This window comes from Pseudarthrobacter sp. lyk4-40-TYG-27 (assembly GCF_030209295.1).
In the GTDB taxonomy this organism is placed as follows: domain Bacteria; phylum Actinomycetota; class Actinomycetes; order Actinomycetales; family Micrococcaceae; genus Arthrobacter.
The window spans coordinates 128,759-146,120 of sequence record NZ_JARVSH010000010.1 but is presented as its reverse complement, the minus strand read 5'-3'; the positions used below and the strand labels follow the sequence as shown (position 1 = coordinate 146,120).

At 68.5% G+C, this 17,362-nt stretch carries 14 protein-coding genes; 7 read left to right on the top strand and 7 right to left on the bottom strand.

The genetic code is table 11. The features are described 5' to 3' along the window. Positions 1 to 36: 36 nt before the first annotated feature. On the bottom strand, positions 37 to 1,026 hold the full coding sequence (gene hutG / locus QRM96_RS17845) for a formimidoylglutamase (RefSeq protein WP_285320466.1): 990 nt from the start codon (positions 1,024 to 1,026) through the stop codon (positions 37 to 39). 175 nt (positions 1,027 to 1,201) lie between these two features. Between hutG and QRM96_RS17840 the strand changes: the two genes are divergently transcribed. Further along, positions 1,202 to 2,506, top strand: coding sequence for a cation:proton antiporter (locus tag QRM96_RS17840; protein WP_018763077.1), 1,305 nt, complete (start codon positions 1,202 to 1,204; stop codon positions 2,504 to 2,506). A 65-nt stretch (positions 2,507 to 2,571) separates the two neighbouring features. Here the strand turns inward: QRM96_RS17840 and QRM96_RS17835 are convergent, their stop codons facing one another. Continuing rightward, positions 2,572 to 4,011, bottom strand: coding sequence for an NCS2 family permease (locus QRM96_RS17835; protein WP_285320465.1), 1,440 nt, complete (start codon positions 4,009 to 4,011; stop codon positions 2,572 to 2,574). Between the two features lie 107 nt (positions 4,012 to 4,118). Here QRM96_RS17835 and QRM96_RS17830 point away from each other — a divergent pair, with 107 nt between their 5' ends. Beyond that, positions 4,119 to 4,814, top strand: coding sequence for a copper resistance CopC family protein (locus tag QRM96_RS17830; protein ID WP_285320464.1), 696 nt, complete (start codon positions 4,119 to 4,121; stop codon positions 4,812 to 4,814). Positions 4,815 to 4,866: 52 nt separating this feature from the next. Here QRM96_RS17830 and QRM96_RS17825 read toward each other — a convergent pair whose 3' ends face one another. Continuing rightward, complete coding sequence (locus QRM96_RS17825; RefSeq protein ID WP_285320486.1) at positions 4,867 to 5,505, bottom strand: NAD(P)-binding protein; 639 nt, start codon at positions 5,503 to 5,505, stop codon at positions 4,867 to 4,869. Positions 5,506 to 5,931: 426 nt separating this feature from the next. Here QRM96_RS17825 and QRM96_RS17820 point away from each other — a divergent pair, with 426 nt between their 5' ends. The 5 genes from QRM96_RS17820 to QRM96_RS17800 are packed head-to-tail and all read left to right on the top strand — an operon-like array spanning position 5,932 to position 12,993. Further along, a complete protein-coding gene (locus QRM96_RS17820; protein WP_026264955.1) occupies positions 5,932 to 6,972 on the top strand; it encodes a universal stress protein in 1,041 nt (346 codons plus the stop codon). A gap of 33 nt (positions 6,973 to 7,005) precedes the next feature. Then, positions 7,006 to 9,861, top strand: a complete 2,856-nt coding sequence (locus tag QRM96_RS17815; protein ID WP_285320463.1) for a PEP/pyruvate-binding domain-containing protein — start codon at positions 7,006 to 7,008, stop codon at positions 9,859 to 9,861. Positions 9,862 to 9,870: 9 nt separating this feature from the next. After that, complete coding sequence (locus QRM96_RS17810; RefSeq protein ID WP_502934903.1) at positions 9,871 to 11,082, top strand: LolA family protein; 1,212 nt, start codon at positions 9,871 to 9,873, stop codon at positions 11,080 to 11,082. After that, positions 11,079 to 12,089: an ABC transporter ATP-binding protein gene (locus tag QRM96_RS17805; RefSeq protein WP_285320462.1), complete on the top strand. Its 1,011-nt coding sequence runs from the start codon at positions 11,079 to 11,081 to the stop codon at positions 12,087 to 12,089. The genes QRM96_RS17810 and QRM96_RS17805 overlap by 4 nt, the downstream gene beginning before the upstream one ends. Beyond that, on the top strand, positions 12,079 to 12,993 hold the full coding sequence (locus tag QRM96_RS17800; RefSeq protein ID WP_206073939.1) for an ABC transporter permease: 915 nt from the start codon (positions 12,079 to 12,081) through the stop codon (positions 12,991 to 12,993). Before QRM96_RS17805 ends, QRM96_RS17800 begins: the two co-directional genes overlap by 11 nt. A gap of 25 nt (positions 12,994 to 13,018) precedes the next feature. On the opposite strand, the gene QRM96_RS17795 is transcribed toward QRM96_RS17800, so the two are convergent. From QRM96_RS17795 to QRM96_RS17780, 4 genes are all read right to left on the bottom strand, one after another. Continuing rightward, positions 13,019 to 14,482 (bottom strand): C40 family peptidase, encoded by a 1,464-nt coding sequence (locus QRM96_RS17795; RefSeq protein ID WP_285320461.1) that lies wholly within the window; start codon positions 14,480 to 14,482, stop codon positions 13,019 to 13,021. Positions 14,483 to 14,690: 208 nt separating this feature from the next. Then, positions 14,691 to 15,149 (bottom strand): metallopeptidase family protein, encoded by a 459-nt coding sequence (locus QRM96_RS17790; RefSeq protein WP_285320460.1) that lies wholly within the window; start codon positions 15,147 to 15,149, stop codon positions 14,691 to 14,693. Positions 15,150 to 15,158: 9 nt separating this feature from the next. Beyond that, positions 15,159 to 16,139: a DMT family transporter gene (locus QRM96_RS17785; protein WP_285320459.1), complete on the bottom strand. Its 981-nt coding sequence runs from the start codon at positions 16,137 to 16,139 to the stop codon at positions 15,159 to 15,161. Positions 16,140 to 16,236: 97 nt separating this feature from the next. Continuing rightward, complete coding sequence (locus tag QRM96_RS17780; RefSeq protein ID WP_285320458.1) at positions 16,237 to 17,253, bottom strand: PHP domain-containing protein; 1,017 nt, start codon at positions 17,251 to 17,253, stop codon at positions 16,237 to 16,239. Positions 17,254 to 17,362: the final 109 nt, after the last annotated feature.

Genomic DNA, 17,362 nt, shown 5'->3' with positions numbered 1-17,362 from the left:
CCCGGCCTGACCCGGCCGGCCGGCCGCCAAGGACTGTCAGCGCAGCAGCGTGTCAACCAATCGGGCGGCCGTTCGCGCGGTCCGTCCGTCAATGTCGAATGCGGGGTTCAGTTCCGCCACGTCCAGGTGCAGCAGCTTCCCGCTCGCGGCCACCTGCCGGCACACGGCCGTGATCACGGGAAGTGGCACGCCGTAGGCTGCGGGGGCGCTGACGCCCGGGGCCACCGAGGCGGGAAGTACGTCCAGGTCGATCGTCAGGTACAGGATGTCGGTTTCCGCCAGGAAGTCCGCCACGAACGCCTGGACGCGTTCTGCCTCGCAGTCTTCGTCCAGCAGGTAACGGACGCCGAGTTTTCCCGCGGTGTCGAACAGGGCCCGGGTGTTGTTTGGCTCCGAAATGCCGACGACGGCGTAACGGAAGTCGCGTCCGGCGTCCGTTTCCGCACGGGCCATTTGCAGGAACGGCGTACCCGAACTTGGAACCGCTGCGTCGCGGAGGTCGAAGTGGGCGTCGAGGTTCAGCACGCCCAGCCGCTGCCCGCTCCGGACCGCGGCCGACGCACTGACGCCAAGGTAGCTGGCGTAGGCGGTTTCGTGGCCGCCGCCCAGGACGACAGTCTGGTGGCCGGCGTCGAGCATGGCTGCCAGGGCATGGCCCAGCCGTTCCTGGCCGGCCTCAAGCCGGTCTCCGGACACCACCACGTCACCGCAATCGGAAACGGTGCGGTCCAGATGGAAGGCAAGGGGTCCGAGCGCCGTCCGCAGCGCTGCGGGGGCGGCGGCAGCCCCGGTCCGGCCCTTGTTTCGGCGTACTCCCTCGTCGCTGGCGAAACCCAGCAAGGCCACCGGCTTCCGGCCCGAGGCCACTGGGTGCCCGGCACCCTGGCCGCCCTCCGCGTCCGACGGACCGGGCTCAAGCGCCTGGTTCACTGCCTGCCACCAGCGGCGGTGGGCCGGGCCGTCGCCGTCGTACCTCCCTGTCCAGGGCTGCGGCGGGACGTCGACGGCTGGGGACTGGAAAGGCATGCATCAAGCTCACCGTACGCCGGGCAGAAAAACCAGCGACGCCGCCGTCGTCCTGTCCGGGATCCAAGAACCAACCCCGCGGGGCGGGGCAGGGGTAGGGTGGGATCGGTCGGCCAGATCCAAGCGTGACGTGCCTGTGCCGGAACCACGCATCTTTCCAAGCCGGAGGCCGCCCATGTTCGACGCCGCTAACATCATCTTTGCGGCCGCCGGCGCGGCCGTCTTCGTCGCCGCCGTCTTGCCAAAACTGCTGCGCAACATGCCCTTGTCCATGCCCATGGTCTTCCTCGGTGCAGGCATGGGGGCCTTTGCGCTGATTCCCTCGCTCCCGGATCCCAACCCGGTGGAGCACAGTGGTTTCGTGATGCACCTGGCGGAAATCTGCGTCATCATTTCGCTGATGGGCGCCGGGCTTGCCTTGGACCGGCCGGTAGGGCGCAAGCGGTGGTCCACCACCTGGCGGCTGCTGGGCATCGCCATGCCGCTGTGCATCGCCGCCCTGACGCTGCTGGGCATGTGGTTCCTGGGCCTGGGCCTTGGCGCGGCACTGCTGGTGGCCGCCAGCCTGGCCCCCACGGATCCGGTCCTTGCCTCGGAAGTGCAGGTGGGCGAACCGGCGGACGAGGAAGAAGGCGTCGAAAAGGAAGATGAGGTGCGTTTTGGCCTTACCTCGGAGGCCGGCCTCAACGACGGGTTGGCCTTCCCGTTCGTCTACCTGGCCATCGCCATCAGCGTGGCAGGCGCCTCGCCGTCGGCCTGGTTTCCCGAATGGTTCGGGGTGGACGTGCTGTGGCGGCTGGCGTTGGGCCTGCTGGTGGGTTTCCTCACCGGAAAACTCCTGGCGAAGCTGTTCTTTTCAGCGCGCCGCGACAGCCTGCGGCTTTCCAACCACTCGGAGGGCTTCGTGGCGCTGGCAGCCACCTTCCTGGCGTACGGGCTGACGCAGTTGGCGGAGGGCTACGGGTTCATCGCGGTCTTCGTGTGTGCCGTGACCATCCGCGCGGCCGAGCGCAGCCATGGCTACCACCGGGTGCTGCACTCATACGTGGAGCAGCTCGAACGGCTCCTGACCGTGGTGATCCTAGTCCTGCTCGGCGGCGCCATAGCCCGTGGACTCCTCGCCGGCATCGGGCCGGCGGAGGTGCTGGTCGCTTTGGCGTTCCTGCTGGTGGTCAGGCCCGTGGCGGGTTGGCTGGGGCTGTTGGGCGGCAAGACCGGGCCGCGCGAACGGGTGGCGCTGTCCTTCTTCGGCATCCGCGGTATCGGGTCGCTGTACTACTTGGCCTTTGCCCTGGGGGAGGACCATTTCGCGGACCAGGCGCACTGGCTCTGGTCGTTTGTGGGGCTGGTGGTGGCGTTGTCCATCGTGATCCATGGGGCCACCACCTCGCCGCTGATGAACCGGCTGGACCGGCTGCGCGAGAAACGGGCGCTGGCCGTCTCCGGGGACGAAGGACTCGCGCCCAACACGCCGGTATAGCCGGCCGTAAAGACAAAGGGCTGGTACGGCAGGCGCCGCACCAGCCCTTCCCGTCCAGCGGGTGGCTACATGCTGAGGGCGGCCTCGATCGGGCCGATGGCGAAGAACAGCAGGAATGCCGCGGCCACGGCCCACATCAGCGGGTGGATGTCCTTGACCTTGCCCTGGACCGTGCGGATCAGGACGTAGGCGATAAAGCCGGCACCCAGGCCGTTGGCGATCGAGTAGGTGAACGGCATGAGGGTGAAGGTCAGGAACGCCGGGATGGCAATGCCCCAGTCCTGCCAGTCAATCTTGCCCACCTGGGACACCATCATGAAGCCCACCACCACCAGGGCCGGGGCTACGGCCTCGAACGGGACCAGGTTGATCAGCGGGGTGAAGAACATGGCCACCAGGAACAGCAGTCCGGTGACGATCGAGGCGATGCCGGTCCGGGCGCCTTCGCCAATGCCGGCGCCGGCTTCGACGTAGATCTGGTTGGAGGAGACGGACGCGCCGCCGCCGATGATGGCACCGAGGGCGTCCACCTGGAGCACGCGGTCCACGTCGGGAATGTTGCCGTGTTCGTCGACCGTGCCGGCTTCGTTGGCCAGGCCCACCATGGTGCCCATGGCGTCGAAGAAGATGCTGAGCAGGATCACGAAGGCCAGCAGGGTGGCGGCCACGAAGCCGAGGTCGGAGAAGGCGCCGAACGGGTTGGCCTTGCCGATCAGGGAGAGGTCCGGGGCGGCCCAGCCGCTGAATGTGGGGGCCACCAGGGACCAGCCCTGCGGGTTGGAGGTCTTGCCGTCAAAGCTGGGGCCGATGTGGAGGGTCGTCTCAAGGATGACGGACAGTACGGTCGAGGTGATGATGCCGATCAGGATGGCGCCCTTGACCTTCCGGACCACCAAGGCGATGGTGAGGATCAGGCCGAAGACGAACACGGCGGTGGGCCAGCCCAGCAGTTTGCCGTCGAAGCCCAGGCCCACGGGCACGGTGGTTCCTGCCACGTCCGGGATTCGCCGGACGAACCCGGCATTGACCAGGCCGATCAGGGCGATAAACAGGCCGATGCCCACCACTATTGCTGTCTTGAGCCCCTCGGGCACGGCCTTGAAGACGGCGGTCCGGAAACCGGTGAGGACCAGGATCAGCATGGTGATGCCGGAAAGGACCACCAGGCCCATCATGTCCGGCCAGGTGAGGCCCGGGTTCCTGGCGACCGTCACGGCCACGAAGGCGTTGACGCCCAGGCCGGTGGCCAGTGCGAAGGGGTGCCGTCCCCATGCGCCCATGAGGATGGTCAGCACCCCGGCCACGAGCGCGGTTACCGCGGCAACGGCGGTGAAACCGAGCGTTGCGCCGGTGGAGTCGGGACCGGACAGGATCAGGGGGTTCAGCACCACGATGTAGCTCATGGCGAAGAAGGTGGCGAAACCGCCGCGGATCTCGCGGGAAAAGTTGGAGCCTCGCTCCGTGACCATGAAGTACCGGTCCAGGGCAGAGCCTTGCTTAAGCATTAGTCCTCCGGGGGAATGTGTGGGGATACCTGCATCCTAAGGGTGCTGCACCGTGGGGGCGGCCAAATTCGCCTAGTCTGTAAGGAAGCCAACATGAGGAGCAGCCCATGCGCCCGGTCCGCCGGCAGTTGCCGAGCGTGATGCTCGGTTTGTTCGTCCTTGCAGTCGCCACCCTTGGCCTGGTGGGGCCGGCCTCCGCGCATGATGCCGCCGAATCCACCAGCCCGGCACAGGGAGCGTCGGTGGCGGCCCCGCCCGAAGAAGTGTCGGTGACCTTCAGCAACCCGCCGCTGGGTATTGGCTCCTCGTTCTCGGTCAAGGACGCGTCCGGGACGGAGTGGGCTGACGGTTCCGTCCGCATCGTTGACAACGTTGCCACCCAAAAGCTTCGTTCGGGCGGCCCGGCGGGGGCGTATAAGGTGGCGTGGCGCGTGGTCAGCTCAGATTCACACCCGATCGAGGGGACGTTCACGTTTACCGCGGCATCGGGATCCGCCCCAGCCGGCGCTGCGGCCTCAGTCGCTGCCCCGTCGGGAAGTTCGACGGCGGCCGGCGCCGTCCCCGGCATGGGCACGGCGAGGCCGGGGGTGACGGAGGAACCGTCAGCACCTGCCGGCGCAACCGAGCCCTTCCAGTGGAGCATCGTGCTGTTTGCGGCGGTGGCCGTTGGACTGCTCGCCGCCTTGGGCGTCCTGGCCCGGCGCCGGCTTTCCGGTGACGGGGACACGCTTGACGACGGGCACCAGCGCGACGAGGAGGACCGGCCCGACGACGGGGACACAGTTGGAGAGGGCCGGCGGTAGCGGCCGCTTGGCCGAACAGGCGGATCAAGGCCGGCGGTCAAGAGGATTGCCGTCAGCAGGTCAGCGCCGCAAAGCTGCCCGTTGCGGGGAAGGCGCCGGCCGATGGCTGGACGTTGCCAAGGTTGACCTTGGCGGAGATCGCCTGGCCTACGGTCTTGGCCTGGCGCAGCACCTCCTTGGGTGACGGCGTGATCAGTTCACCCACCCCCACCAGGTAGATGCCGATCGCCCGCATGGCTGCTGCCACGTTCTTGCCTACGGCAATGCCGAAGTCGCTGAGCATGCGCCGCAGTTGGCTGTGGGCGCAGCGCGTCAGGACAATGTGGTCTGCCACCAGGATGCCCGTGGGCGTGTGGACCTGCCACTGGGGGGCTGCGGTGTCCTCGGGCCCCTCAAGCATGGTCAGCTGCACAGCCCGGGTGGTGTTCCGTACGTCGACGCTGTGGCTCGCGGCGTAGTTGCGCAGGTGCCGCAGGATCTCGTTCCGCTCCCTCAGGGTGTCACTGTCAGCGGCGTCGCAGCGCTGCAGCGACGACGTGTTCGCCGGCTGCGCCGCGCCCAGGATATCCAGGCCGTCCACCACGATGGACTCCACTCCGTGCCGCCGCAGTTCAGCGGCCACGGCCAGCCCGGACAGGCCGGTGCCAATGATCACAGTGGTGGTCTGTTCGGTCCCGGCACTCCCAGGCATGCTTGACACTACAGTTTCCCTCCTTCGAAGCTTCGGCAGGTTGCCGGCGACCTCGCCGGCTCGCGTCCCGATGCCCCCAAGCACGGTCGCAGCGCATGGCCGGGCCGCCCCCACAGGAAGTTGCAGCTGGCGTCCCGGACCAACAATGTCCTGAAGACTACAGAACAATTGCGGCCGTGAATAGCCCATGGGAGAAAACATTCGCGCGGTGGTGAAGGCGCTTTCCAGGAGCGCCGGGAAAGCCTGTGGATAACCCTCGTTCGCGCCCCTGAACAGGCTTGCTAAGCCGCGGGGGACGGAGAATAGTGGGAAATGGAAGCGGCCTGTTCCCTGCCGTTGCAGCAGGGGGACGGGGTGCACGGACCCGGGGCCGTTTTCTGGCAGAATAGCCGCAACATCAGGCAGTATCGCGAGGAGGCGGCCCCCATGGGCTCACAAGAGTTGCATCCGGACCCCGCTCGGGACGGCGGTGGTTCTCCGGCCGCTCCCGAAGGCATCGTGGTGGGGGTCGATGGCTCCGAGCACGGCCAGTGCGCCCTGGTGTGGGCCGCGCGGGAGGCCCAGCGCCGTCGTCGTCCCCTTCATATCGTCACCGCCTACTCGGTGCCGATCTTCGCCGCGTCCGGCCTGGACGGCGGCTACGCCACCGTGGACGACTCGGTCATCCGGGAGGGGGCCGAGGCCATCGCCAAACAGGCCCTCGAGAAGGTTTCAACGTACGACGTCGAGGCCAGCTCCTCGGTGGAGAACGGTGACGCCGCCGGTGTGCTGCTGGAGATCTCCGAAACCGCCGAGCTCCTGGTGGTGGGAACCCGCGGCCGCGGCGGCTTCGTGGGCCGGCTCCTGGGTTCGGTCAGCAGCGCGCTGCCCGCCCACGCGAAATGCCCCACGGTGACCGTGCCGCTGTTCTGCTCGGAGCGGCTCGGTGAGACCACCGAAGACCGGCGCATCAAGGCAGAGCAGGCCAAATCCGGCCACCGGCCGGTGGAGAACGTGGTGGTGGTCGGCGTCGACGGTTCCGAGCAGGCCAGGGTGGCCGTGCTGGAAGCAGCTGACCAGGCCGAACGGCTCGGCGCCGCGCTCCGTGTGGTCTGTGCCGTGCCGCAGTACAGCGGTTCCTTGGCGTGGGTTCCCGCCCCGATGGACCGGAAGGCCTTGTTTGAGGACATCCGCGTCACCCTGGACGCGGGCATGGCCTGGCTTCGCAGCCACTATCCCCACTTGCGGGCCGATTACGAGCTCAAGGACGGTTCGCCTGTCGACGTCCTCGTGGAGGAGAGCAGGCACGTGGAACTGGTGGTGGTGGGCACCCGCGGCCGCGGTGGCTTCACCGGCATGCTCCTCGGCTCAACATCGGACGGCGTACTCCATCATGCCAGGGGACCGGTCATGGTGGTGCCGGACCGGGAAGACCCGCGCCTGGCAGACCGGGCACGGTTCGGGCCCATCCTGGGCGACGCAGCGTAGGCACACCAGGTCCGCCGGCAGGCCAGCCACGCCATGGGGCAGCAGGGGATACCGTCATCGGGCACCAGCGCAGGCGCCGGTCCCGTCCTGCCGCTGGAGGCCCTCGACGCCGGAATGCTGGCCCTCGTGGGCGGCAAGGCGGCGAACCTCGGCGAGTTGATGTCCGCCGGGCTGCCCGTCCCGGAAGGTTTCTGCCTGACAACAGAGGCATATTGGCAGGTGGTCGGCACCCCTGAGCCCGTCCTTCCCGGACTTGCCGATGCCTTTGCGGCCCTGCAGGGAGCAGCACGGGCCACAAGCCATGATTTTGCCGCCAGCGGGTCAATCGACCTGGCCGGACCGGCCGGAACCGCGCGTGCCGCAATCCTGGCGGCGCCGCTTCCGGCAGCAGTGTCCGACGCCGTCCGGCAGGCGTACGCCGCGATGGGACCGGACGTTCCGGTGGCGGTACGGTCCTCCGCTACCGCCGAGGACCTGCCGTTTGCGAGTTTCGCCGGCCAGCAGGACACCTACCTCAACGTCATCGGAGGGGACGCGGTCCTTGAGGCAGTGCGCAATTGCTGGGCATCGCTCTGGACCGACCGTGCAACTGCCTACCGGGCAAGCCTGGGCATCGACCCTGCCGGAGTGGCCATCGCCGTAGTGGTGCAGCGGATGGTGGATGCAGACACGGCGGGAGTCATGTTCACGGCGAACCCACTCACCGGGCGGCGCCGGCAGCTCGTCATCGATGCCGGCCGGGGCCTCGGCGAAGCAGTGGTCTCCGGCGCGGTCAACCCGGACCACTTTGTGGTGGATGGCCTGACCGGCAGGGCAGTGGAGCAGCGGCTTGGCGGGGAAGGCGTCGAGGTCAGGTCCCTTCCCGGCGGCGGCACGGAGACGAGGAAGTTGCCGGGCAGCACCGGAACGCCCTGCCTGACGGAACCCCAGCTGGCCGCCCTGGCGAGGCTTGGGCTGCAGGCCGAAGACCACTTCGGCGCCCCGCAGGACACCGAGTGGGCCATCGACAACGCCGGGGCCTTGTGGCTGACCCAATCCCGGCCCATCACCACCCTCTACCCGGTCCCGGAAAGCAACGGGGCCGCCCACGTCCGCCACGGCGGGCCCGGCGCCGGCGGCACCAGGGCGTACCTGTGCTTCAGCCTGGCGCAGGGACTCACCCGGCCGCTTACCCCCATGGGGCTGGCCGCCTTGCGCCTTGTCGCCTCGTCCGTGGCCACGGCCGCACGGTTCCCTGTTCCCGAACCCCGGCGGGGGCCGTCCCCGTACGCCGAGGCAGGGCAGCGGATATACATCGACTTCACCACGCCCCTTCGCAGCGCCGTGGGCCGCCGCATCGTTCCCCGGGTCTTTGACGTCATGGAGGCACGGACCGCAGCGGTCATGCGTCAACTGTTCGAGGACCCTGCCTTTTCGGTGACCGGCAGGACGCCCCTCGGGCTCCTCCGGCACGCCGGCCCGGCAGCAGTGCACGCCAAGGTTCCGCAGGCAGTACTTCGGGCCCTGCTCCGGCCCGGGGCGGCGCTCCGCCGGCTGGACCGATTTACCCGGGACTTCGAGGGATCCTTGGCCCCCACCGATGGTCCCGGGGCCCTGGCCAGGCTGGACCATGTCGAGGCCCTCCTGGGAGCCCGCCTTTTTCCGATTGTTCCGGCCATACTTCCCCTCCCCCTGGTGGGCTTTGCGATGCTGGGCCTCGCCGGAAAGCTCCTTGGCGACGACGCGTGGGACGAACTCCAGCCCGTGATCCGGGGCCTGCCGAACAACGTCACCACCGAGATGGACCTTGAGTTGTGGCGCCTCGCCTCGGCCATCAAGGGTGATGGCGAATCGGCAGCCGCCCTGATGGGATCGGATCCAGCGGCGCTGGCGGAAGACTTCAAGGCCGGGCGGCTGCCCGCTCGCCTGGACGCCGGGCTGGGGCGGTTCCTGGAGCGGTACGGGCACCGGGCGGTGGCTGAGATCGACGTCGGGCTGCCGCGGTGGTCGGAAGAGCCCGCACACATCCTGGGCATCCTGGCCAATTACCTCCGGCTGGAAGATCCCGCCCTCGCGCCGGACCGGCAGTTCAGCACAGCCGCCGAGGACGCTGAAGCCCAGGTCGAGCGGCTCGTAGCCCGCGCAGCCGGGCGCGGCAGGACCAGGGGAGTGTTGGTGCGGGCCGCCCTGCGCAGGGCACGGCTCTTCGCCGGCCTGCGCGAACTGCCCAAGTACCAGCTTGTGCTTGGCCTTGTAGAAGTCCGCAGGCAACTGCTCCTGGTGGGCGCCGAACTCGCGGAGGCAGGAGCCCTCGACCGCCCGGACGACGTCTTCTTCCTGGACTTCGCCGAGGTGCGGCAGGCCCTTTCCGGCGGAACAGCGGACCCGGGAGCAACGTTGCCGGACGTCCGGCAGCTTGTCGCCGGCCGGCGGGCGGACTACCGCCGGGAGCTTGATCGCCGGCATATACCCCGGGTGCTCCTCTCGGACGGCACCGAACCCGAAGCGGTCCGTACCGCCGCCGGCATGGCGGACGGAACGCTGGCTGGAAGTCCTGCCTCGGCAGGGACGGTGACGGCAGCGGCACGGGTGGTCCTGGACCCCGTCGGCGCCCGCCTCGAACCGGGCGAGATCCTCGTTGCCCCTTCTACTGACCCCGGGTGGACGCCGTTGTTCCTTACTGCCGGAGGGCTCGTGATGGAAATGGGCGGCGCCAACTCCCACGGCGCTGTGGTGGCCAGGGAATACGGGATCCCCGCGGTCGTCGGGGTGGCGGATGCCACCAGGCTGATAACCACCGGCCAAAGAGTAACGGTCGACGGCGGTCAGGGAACCGTCGTGCCCGAACGTCCTGCCGGTACCGAAGTTTTAGGGACCCATGCCGGCACGGACCCGGCCGCGCGGGCGTAACCTTGATCTATGGGTTCCAACACGCTGGATTCCAGCGGAGAGTTGCAGCAGAGCAGCACATTGCAACAGCGCAGCACATTGCGCCGACGGACATGGCTTCGGTGGATGCCGGCCGCCGCAGCCCCGGTGGTGATCGCTGTGGGCGCGCTCACCGGGTCCCTGCCCGCCAGCGCCGGAGACCCGCTGCCCGCGAAAACCCCCGCACAAGTCCTGGAACTGGTGGGCACCCATCAGGTGCACTCTTTCTCGGGAACCTTGGAGCAGGTGTCGGAGTTGGGCCTGCCCGAGCTTCCGGCCGCCGGCAAGACCTCCGCCCCTGCATCAGCCGGGAGCGCAGCCGCCGTGATCGAGCTCCTGTCCGGCCGGCACAGCGCCCGCATCTACGTTGACGGCAAGGACAACGCCCGCGTGCAGGTCGTGGACCAGTTGGCAGAACGGGACGTGGTCCGGCACGGCAATGATGTCTGGTTTTACTCGTCGAAGGACAACACCGCTGAGCACCTGACGCTGCCCGCAAAAACCCAGGATTCGATGCCCTCGAGGGACATGCAGGGCACACCCGGCGTCCCCGCGCCGGGCGACCTGGCGCAGCAGCTCCTGTCCAAGGTCGATCCCACCACCGCCGTCACCGCGGGACCGGACGTCGTCGTTGCCGGCCGCAGCGCTTACAACCTGGTGATTGAGCCCCGCACCGATGCAACGCTGGTGGGCAAGGTGGCCATCGCGGTCGATGGCCAAACGGGCATGCCGCTGTCCGTCCAGGTGACCGCGCGCGGAGCCGACAAACCGGCATTTCGTTCCGGTTTCACCGCCTTTTCCCTGGACACGCCGGATCAGTCCCTGTTCAGCTTCACGCCACCGCCGGGCAGCACGGTGAAGGACGTTCCGGTTCCGGACAAGTCCCATGAGCCGGCAGATGCTCCACATCCGGGGCCCATGGCCAACCCGGACCAGCTGCTTCCCCAGCTCGAAGCGAAGGCGCACCTCTCCGTGGCCGGAACCGGCTGGGAAACGGTAGTGGGCACGGCAGCGGGCGCTTCCGGTTCAGCTGCAGCGTCCCTGCTGGCCGATCCGCTGCTGGCACAGGCCGCAGTCCCCGTCCCGGGCGGCCGGCTTCTCTCCACAGCCCTGGTGAACGTACTGGTCACTGACGACGGCCGGATGTTCGCTGGCATGGTGCCGCCGGAGGCACTGCAGGCCGCAGCGGCAGCGGCTCGGTGAGTACGGGCCTGGCGGGCGCTGGTCCGGCGGCTGCCGGGCTTGCGATCGAGACCCATGGCCTGAGTAAGCGGTTCGGCCAGCAGACCGCCGTCGATGCTGTGGACCTCGCCGTCCCGCACGGGGCGGTGTTCGGTTTCCTTGGGCCCAACGGGTCCGGCAAGACCACCACCATCCGCATGCTGCTTGGCCTGGCGGCCGCGTCCGCCGGAACCGTGAACCTGCTCGGCAGGCAGATGCCGGATGAGTTCCACGACGTGCTTCCGCGGGTCGGTGCCTTGGTGGAAGGACCGGCGTTCTATCCCTTTCTCTCCGGGGCCGCCAACCTCCACCGGCTTGATGCCGCCGGCCGGCACACCGTGCCGGCCACCCGCAAGGCCAGGGTGGAACGGGCCCTGGAGCGCGTGGGATTGGAACACGCGGCCCGGAAGCGGGTCCACGCGTACTCACTGGGGATGAAGCAGCGGCTGGGCATTGCCAACGCGCTGCTGTCTCCCCGGGACCTGCTGGTGCTGGATGAGCCCACCAATGGATTGGATCCTCAAGGTACGCGTGAGGTGCGCAACCTGGTCCGGTCCCTGGTCCACGAGGGCACCACCGTGTTCGTCTCCAGCCACCTGCTGGCCGAGGTGGACCAGATGTGTACCCACGCCGCAGTGATGAGCGCCGGCAAGCTCGTGGCGCAAGGGCCGCTGGCTGAACTCCGGCAAGCCGGCAGCACCCGCCTCCGGCTGGTCACCCCGGATGGCGGCGCGGCGCGGCGGGTCCTCGCGCGGCTGGGGCTGCCACCCGCACCTGTGGACGGGGAATCCGGCAAGCCGTCGCCGGACGGCGAGACCATCGTGGCGGCCTTGGTTACCTCAGTGCAGCCACCCGCCCCGCTCCCGGAAGAAGTCGTTGCGCACCTGGTCCAGGCCGGGGTGCGTGTCCGGGGCTTCGCCGTCGAACGCGAAAGCCTCGAAGACCGCTTCGTTGCCCTTACCGGGGAAGGATTCGACGTTGCCCAGTAGCGTGCCTGCCGACATCCCACAGCCTGCGGGAACCGCCCGGGCCGCGACCCCGCAGAGCACGTCCAGGCGGTCCGGTTCCAGGACGTCGGGTTCCGGGTTTTCCTTGCTGGCCTCTGAACTGAGGGTCCTGTTCACCCGGCGGCGCACCTGGGCGCTGTTGCTGGCCCTGGCCGCCATTCCGGTGCTCATCGCCGTCGCGGTCAAGGTCTCGTCCGCCGTCCCGCCCGGTCGCGGCCCTGCCTTCCTGGACCGGATTACCCAAAACGGACTGTTCGTGGCCTTCACCGCCATGCTGGTGTCCGTCCCGCTGTTCATGCCGCTCGCGGTGGGGGTGGTGGCCGGCGACACCATCGCCGGGGAAGCGAGCCTGGGAACCCTCCGCTATTTGCTGGTGGCCCCGGCGGGCAGGGTGCGCCTGCTCCTGGTCAAATATGCGGGCGCCGTGGCCTTCTGCATCGTGGCACCGTTGACCATCGGCCTGGTGGGGGCAGCCATCGGCGCGGCGCTCTTTCCAGTAGGGCCGGTGACCCTGCTGTCCGGCGGGGTCGTCCAGCCTGCTGAGGCCGCCGTGCGGATAGTGCTCATCGCCGCTTACATTGCCGTATCCCTGGCGGGCCTCTCAGCGATTGGGCTGTTCCTGTCAACCATGACCGTGGTCCCCGTCGGTGCGATGGCGGCCACCGTGGTGGTCTCGGTCGTTTCCGAGGTCCTGGACCAGCTTCCCCAGCTGGAATGGCTGCATCCGTGGTTGTTCAGCCATTACTGGCTTGGTTTCGGTGACATGTTGCGCCAGCCGGTGCTGTGGGACTCGTTCGCCGCGAATGGACTGCTCCAAGCAGGCTACGTGGCGGTGTTCGGGGCGCTGGCGTACGGCCGTTTCGTCACCAAGGACGTCTTGAGCTAAGCGGCGGGCGGCCCCGAAGTACGGCTCAGTAGCGGGCGGCGTACGGGTAGAGGTCCATTCCCACCATGGAACTGATGCTGGAGACGGTGATGCCTTCCTGCGGATTCAGCGCCTGCACCACCTGGCCGTTTCCCAGGTAGATGGCCACGTGGTAGAAGTTCGGAGCCGAGCCCCACACCAGGAGATCGCCGCGGCGCGCCTGGGAGATCGGGACGTGGACAGGGGCGGCAGCGTACTGCTGGGACGCGGTGCGCGGGAGGTACTTTCCGGCAGCGGCGAACGCATTCTGCACCAGGCCGGAGCAGTCAAAGCCGTACACGCCGGTACCGCCCCACTGGTAGTAGTACGGCGCGCCAACCTTCCCCAAAGCGACGGAAATCGCCGTCTCGTAGGTGCCTGCGCCGGTTGACGGCGGCGCGGGAGCGGGCGCCGGCGCCGGCGCGGGGTTGGCAGGAGCAGGGGCCGGTGCGGGCGCAGCGGGGGCCGGGGCCGCGGGAGCGGGTGTGGCGGGTGCCGGAGCTGCAGGCGGCTGGGCTGGAACCGGGGCCGGGGCCGCCGGTGCCGGAGCGGCGGGAGCAGGTGCCGTGTCCTGGGCCGGCGTGTTCCGGGCCGGGGCGTTCTGCGCAGCGGACTGGTCCTGTGACGCTTGGTCCTGGGCTGCCTTGTCCTGTGCCGCTTTGTCGGCAGCGGCAGACAAAGCCGCAAGCCGCGCTTCTTCACGCTGCTTGTCCAGGGCATCAACCCGGGCCGATTCCAGCGCAACGGTGGTGTTCCGGAGCTGCGCCAGCTGGTCCACCAGGATGCTCCGCTGCGCCTTCGCGTCGGACACGGCTTTGGCCTGCGCGGCGTTGGCCTCTTCGGCCTGGGACTTCCGCTGCTCGGCGGTTTTCGCAGCATCGTCGGCGGCCTTGGTGGCATCGTCGGCGGATGCCGTCAGGGAGCGGTACGCGGTGGCCGCGGCACCCGCAGCTTCAAAAGCGCGGCTCCGGCTGGCGGACAGGGCTTCGAGCGTGGCGGCCTGCTGCAGGCTGTCCCCACCGCTGGCCAGGGTTCCGAGCGTGGGGTTCAGTCCGCCGTTGCGGTAAAGGTCTCCGGCGAGTTGCCCTACCTGTTTCCGGGATTTGTCCAGCTGCTCCTTCGCGGACGAGGCGCGGGCGGAGGCCGCGGACGCAGCCTGGGTCCGTTGCTGCAGCTCAACCAGCGCTTCGCTGTAGGAGTTGTTTGCCTGCATCGCCACGGCGAAGGCCGCCTGCTGGGCCGTGGATGCGTCGGCGAGGATGCGTTCGATCGCGGTGACCTGGTCCGCCGTCGCGGTTTCGCTGGCTTTTGCCGCGGCAATATCTTCCGCGGACGGGATGTCCGGCGATGCTGGAACGGACAGCGGCGCGGAAGGCGCCGGTACGGCTGCTGCGGGTGTGGCAACGGAGGCAAAGAGTACGACGGCGGCGCACAGCACGGCCGTTGTACGGCCGGATCCGGGTAAAGCCATGTGCAGAGACCTCGCAACAATTGGGCTGGGAGTGAGGTTCTGGATGCGACACGACGGTGCCCCTCAGCTGCTCGCCAGCAGTCCGAGGTTACGTGACTCGATGCACATTGGCAACAGCAGTCACAGCAATAACATAAACCACAAGAATGTCATTTGTGGTGCTGGCCGATAGGGCGTGTCGCGGAATCGGTCGCAGGCCGGAGCCTGGTCAGCCCCAACCCAGCTCGTGCAGCCGGGCATCGGAGATGCCGAAGTGATGGGCGATTTCATGGACGACGGTCACGGCCACTTCGTGGATCACATCATCCCGGGAGCGGCAGATCTCCAGGATGGGTTCGCGGAAGATGGTGATGCGGTCCGGCAGGGAACCGGCATCCCACCACGAGTCGCGTTCCGTCAGCGGCACCCCTTCATAGAGGCCCAGCAGGACGGCGTCCGGATCTTCCCCGGGGCCGGGAACATAATCGTCTTCGATGAAGACGGCCACGTTGTCCATGGCGCGGGCCAGGCGGTCGGGAATACTATCCAGGGCATCCTGGACGGCGGTCTCGAACTCGTCCGGGGACATGGCGAATCCGGAGGGCGCGTCCGCAACCGGTTCGTTAGGGGCTGCTCCGTCCGGACTCGAGGGGACAATCGGCAGGCCCGGTGGCAGGCTGGCTGGCATAGTTCGACTCTAGCCCCGATGCGGGCGGCGCCGCCCGCCGGGCGCCCGGGTCCTGCGCCGGGTCAGGCCGACGCCCACGAGGCACACCAAGCCACCTGCCAGTCCCCAGGCGGTAGGAATCTCGCCCAGCAACAGCCAGGAGATAAGGACGGTGGTTCCGGGTACCAGGTACGTGGTGGCGGCCAGCTTGCCGGCATCCACCAGGGACAACGCGTAAGCCCATGTGGTGAAGGCGATAGCGGTGGGGAAGACCCCCAGGTACACCAGCCCCCAGGTGGCCTGCGGCGGAGCTGCCTGTACTTCGGCCGCGAGCTGCCCGGCGAAGGGCAGGCAGCACACGGCACCCACCACGATTCCGAACCAGGTGGCCTGGGCCGCGGGAAACTTCCGCACCACCGGCTTCTGGATGATGACGCTGACTGCGGCGAGCACCGCGGCAAGGAGGCACAGCGCCACGCCGGCGAGGTCCGCCGTCGTACTCCCGCCCGGGGTGCGCGGCTGCCCGGAACCGATGGCAATCATCGCGACACCGGCAAAGGCCACCGTACTGCCGATCAGCAGCCAGCGTGGAAAACCTTCCTTGAGGAAGATGCCGGCCATGATTGCCACCAGGATGGGATTGACGTTGATCAGCAGGGCGCTGGTGCCTGCGTCCAGGATGTGCTCGGCAGCGTTCAGCGCCACGTTGTAGCCACCGAACCACATCACTCCGTAGGCAAGGATGGGCAGCCACTCCCGCCCCCGGGGCACCACGCGGCTTCTGAGGAGTTGCGGCAGCACCAGGATGGCCAGGACGACGGCGGCAACCGCCAGCCTGCCCAACGTCAGGGAGCCGGGGGAGAAATGCGGGCCGATCGCGCGGATTCCCACGAATGCCGAAGCCCACAGCAGCACGGTGACCGCCATGGCCGCCACGCCGAGGGCCCTCACCGGGACAGCTGCGGGAGCTGGGGGAGTGAGTGCTTGGGGTCCGGGGCTGGATGAGGGCATGAACCAAATGTAGCGGCGGCGGAGGTGCCCGGCTGGCGGGAATCGGACAACGAGGTACGGCGGTTGGGGGACTCCCCGGTGCCCGGCGGGGCCGGCCCTACGGGGCTGCGGCCCAGGCCAGCAGCTTGTCCGCCGGCCAGGTGGTGATGATCCGCTCAACGGGTACGTTGTTTCGGGCCGCCCGTTCGGCGCCGTACTGCAGGAAATCCAGCTGCCCGGGTGCGTGGGCATCGCTGTCGATCGAGAACAGGCAGCCGGCCTCCAAAGCCAGCTGGATCAGGGCGTCGGGCGGGTCCTGCCGCTCCGGCCGGGAGTTGATCTCCACGGCGACGTTGTGCTCTGCGCAGGCGGCAAAAACTTCCTTGGCATCGAATTCCGACGGCGGCCTGGTCCCTCGCGAGCCCTCCACCAGCCGGCCGGTGCAGTGGCCCAGGATGTTGGTCCGCGGGTCGGTGATTCCGCCGAGCATCCGCGTGGTCATGGTCTTGCGGTCAGCACGCAGCTTGGAATGGACGCTGGCCACCACGATGTCCAACCTGTCCAGCAGTTCCGGTTCCTGGTCCAGCTCTCCCGATTCGAGGATGTCCACCTCGATGCCTGCCAGGAGCCGGGTGGGTCCGCCCTTGCCGTTGATGCCCGCCACCACGTCCAGCTGGTCGCGCAGGCGTTCGGGCGAGAGGCCGTTGGCGATCGTGAGGTTGGGGGAGTGGTCTGTCAGGGCCACGTACTCCCGGCCCAGCACCTGCGCGGCGGCAAGCATCAACTCGATGGGGGAGCCGCCGTCGGACCATTCGCTGTGGCTGTGGAGGTCGCCGCGCAGCGCCTCCTGGATGTCGCTGCCGCCGGGCGCCAGCGGCTGCGCTCCCTTCTCCCGGAGGTCCGCCAGGTACTCGGGAACTTGTCCGTCCACGGCCTCCCGGATCACGGCGTAGGTCCGGTCGCCGATCCCCTTCATGGACTTCAGCCGCCCGGACCGTGCGCGGGACGCCAGTTCGTCCGGGTCCAGGGCGCCGATGGTGGCGGCGGCCTTGCGGAAGGCCTGCACCTTGAAGGTGGCAGCGCGCCCGCGCTCCAGCCAGAAAGCAATCTCGTTGAGGGCTGCGACGGCATCCATCCGTCCATCTTGGCCCCTGCAATGGCGGAATGGCGGTGTTTTTGGCCGATTTTGGATAATTCCTGCGAAGGCCCTATAGTTGTTGAGTCCAGTTCGGAGAAACGCAAAG

Coding starts and splice junctions, on each gene's coding strand:
- hutG (WP_285320466.1), bottom strand. CDS start 1,026: ATGCCTTTCCAGTCCCCAGCCGTCGACGTCCCGCCGCAGCCCTGGACA.
- QRM96_RS17840 (WP_018763077.1), top strand. CDS start 1,202: ATGTTCGACGCCGCTAACATCATCTTTGCGGCCGCCGGCGCGGCCGTC.
- QRM96_RS17835 (WP_285320465.1), bottom strand. CDS start 4,011: ATGCTTAAGCAAGGCTCTGCCCTGGACCGGTACTTCATGGTCACGGAG.
- QRM96_RS17830 (WP_285320464.1), top strand. CDS start 4,119: ATGCGCCCGGTCCGCCGGCAGTTGCCGAGCGTGATGCTCGGTTTGTTC.
- QRM96_RS17825 (WP_285320486.1), bottom strand. CDS start 5,505: ATGCCTGGGAGTGCCGGGACCGAACAGACCACCACTGTGATCATTGGC.
- QRM96_RS17820 (WP_026264955.1), top strand. CDS start 5,932: ATGGGCTCACAAGAGTTGCATCCGGACCCCGCTCGGGACGGCGGTGGT.
- QRM96_RS17815 (WP_285320463.1), top strand. CDS start 7,006: ATGGGGCAGCAGGGGATACCGTCATCGGGCACCAGCGCAGGCGCCGGT.
- QRM96_RS17810 (WP_502934903.1), top strand. CDS start 9,871: ATGGGTTCCAACACGCTGGATTCCAGCGGAGAGTTGCAGCAGAGCAGC.
- QRM96_RS17795 (WP_285320461.1), bottom strand. CDS start 14,482: ATGGCTTTACCCGGATCCGGCCGTACAACGGCCGTGCTGTGCGCCGCC.
- QRM96_RS17790 (WP_285320460.1), bottom strand. CDS start 15,149: ATGCCAGCCAGCCTGCCACCGGGCCTGCCGATTGTCCCCTCGAGTCCG.
- QRM96_RS17785 (WP_285320459.1), bottom strand. CDS start 16,139: ATGCCCTCATCCAGCCCCGGACCCCAAGCACTCACTCCCCCAGCTCCC.
- QRM96_RS17780 (WP_285320458.1), bottom strand. CDS start 17,253: ATGGATGCCGTCGCAGCCCTCAACGAGATTGCTTTCTGGCTGGAGCGC.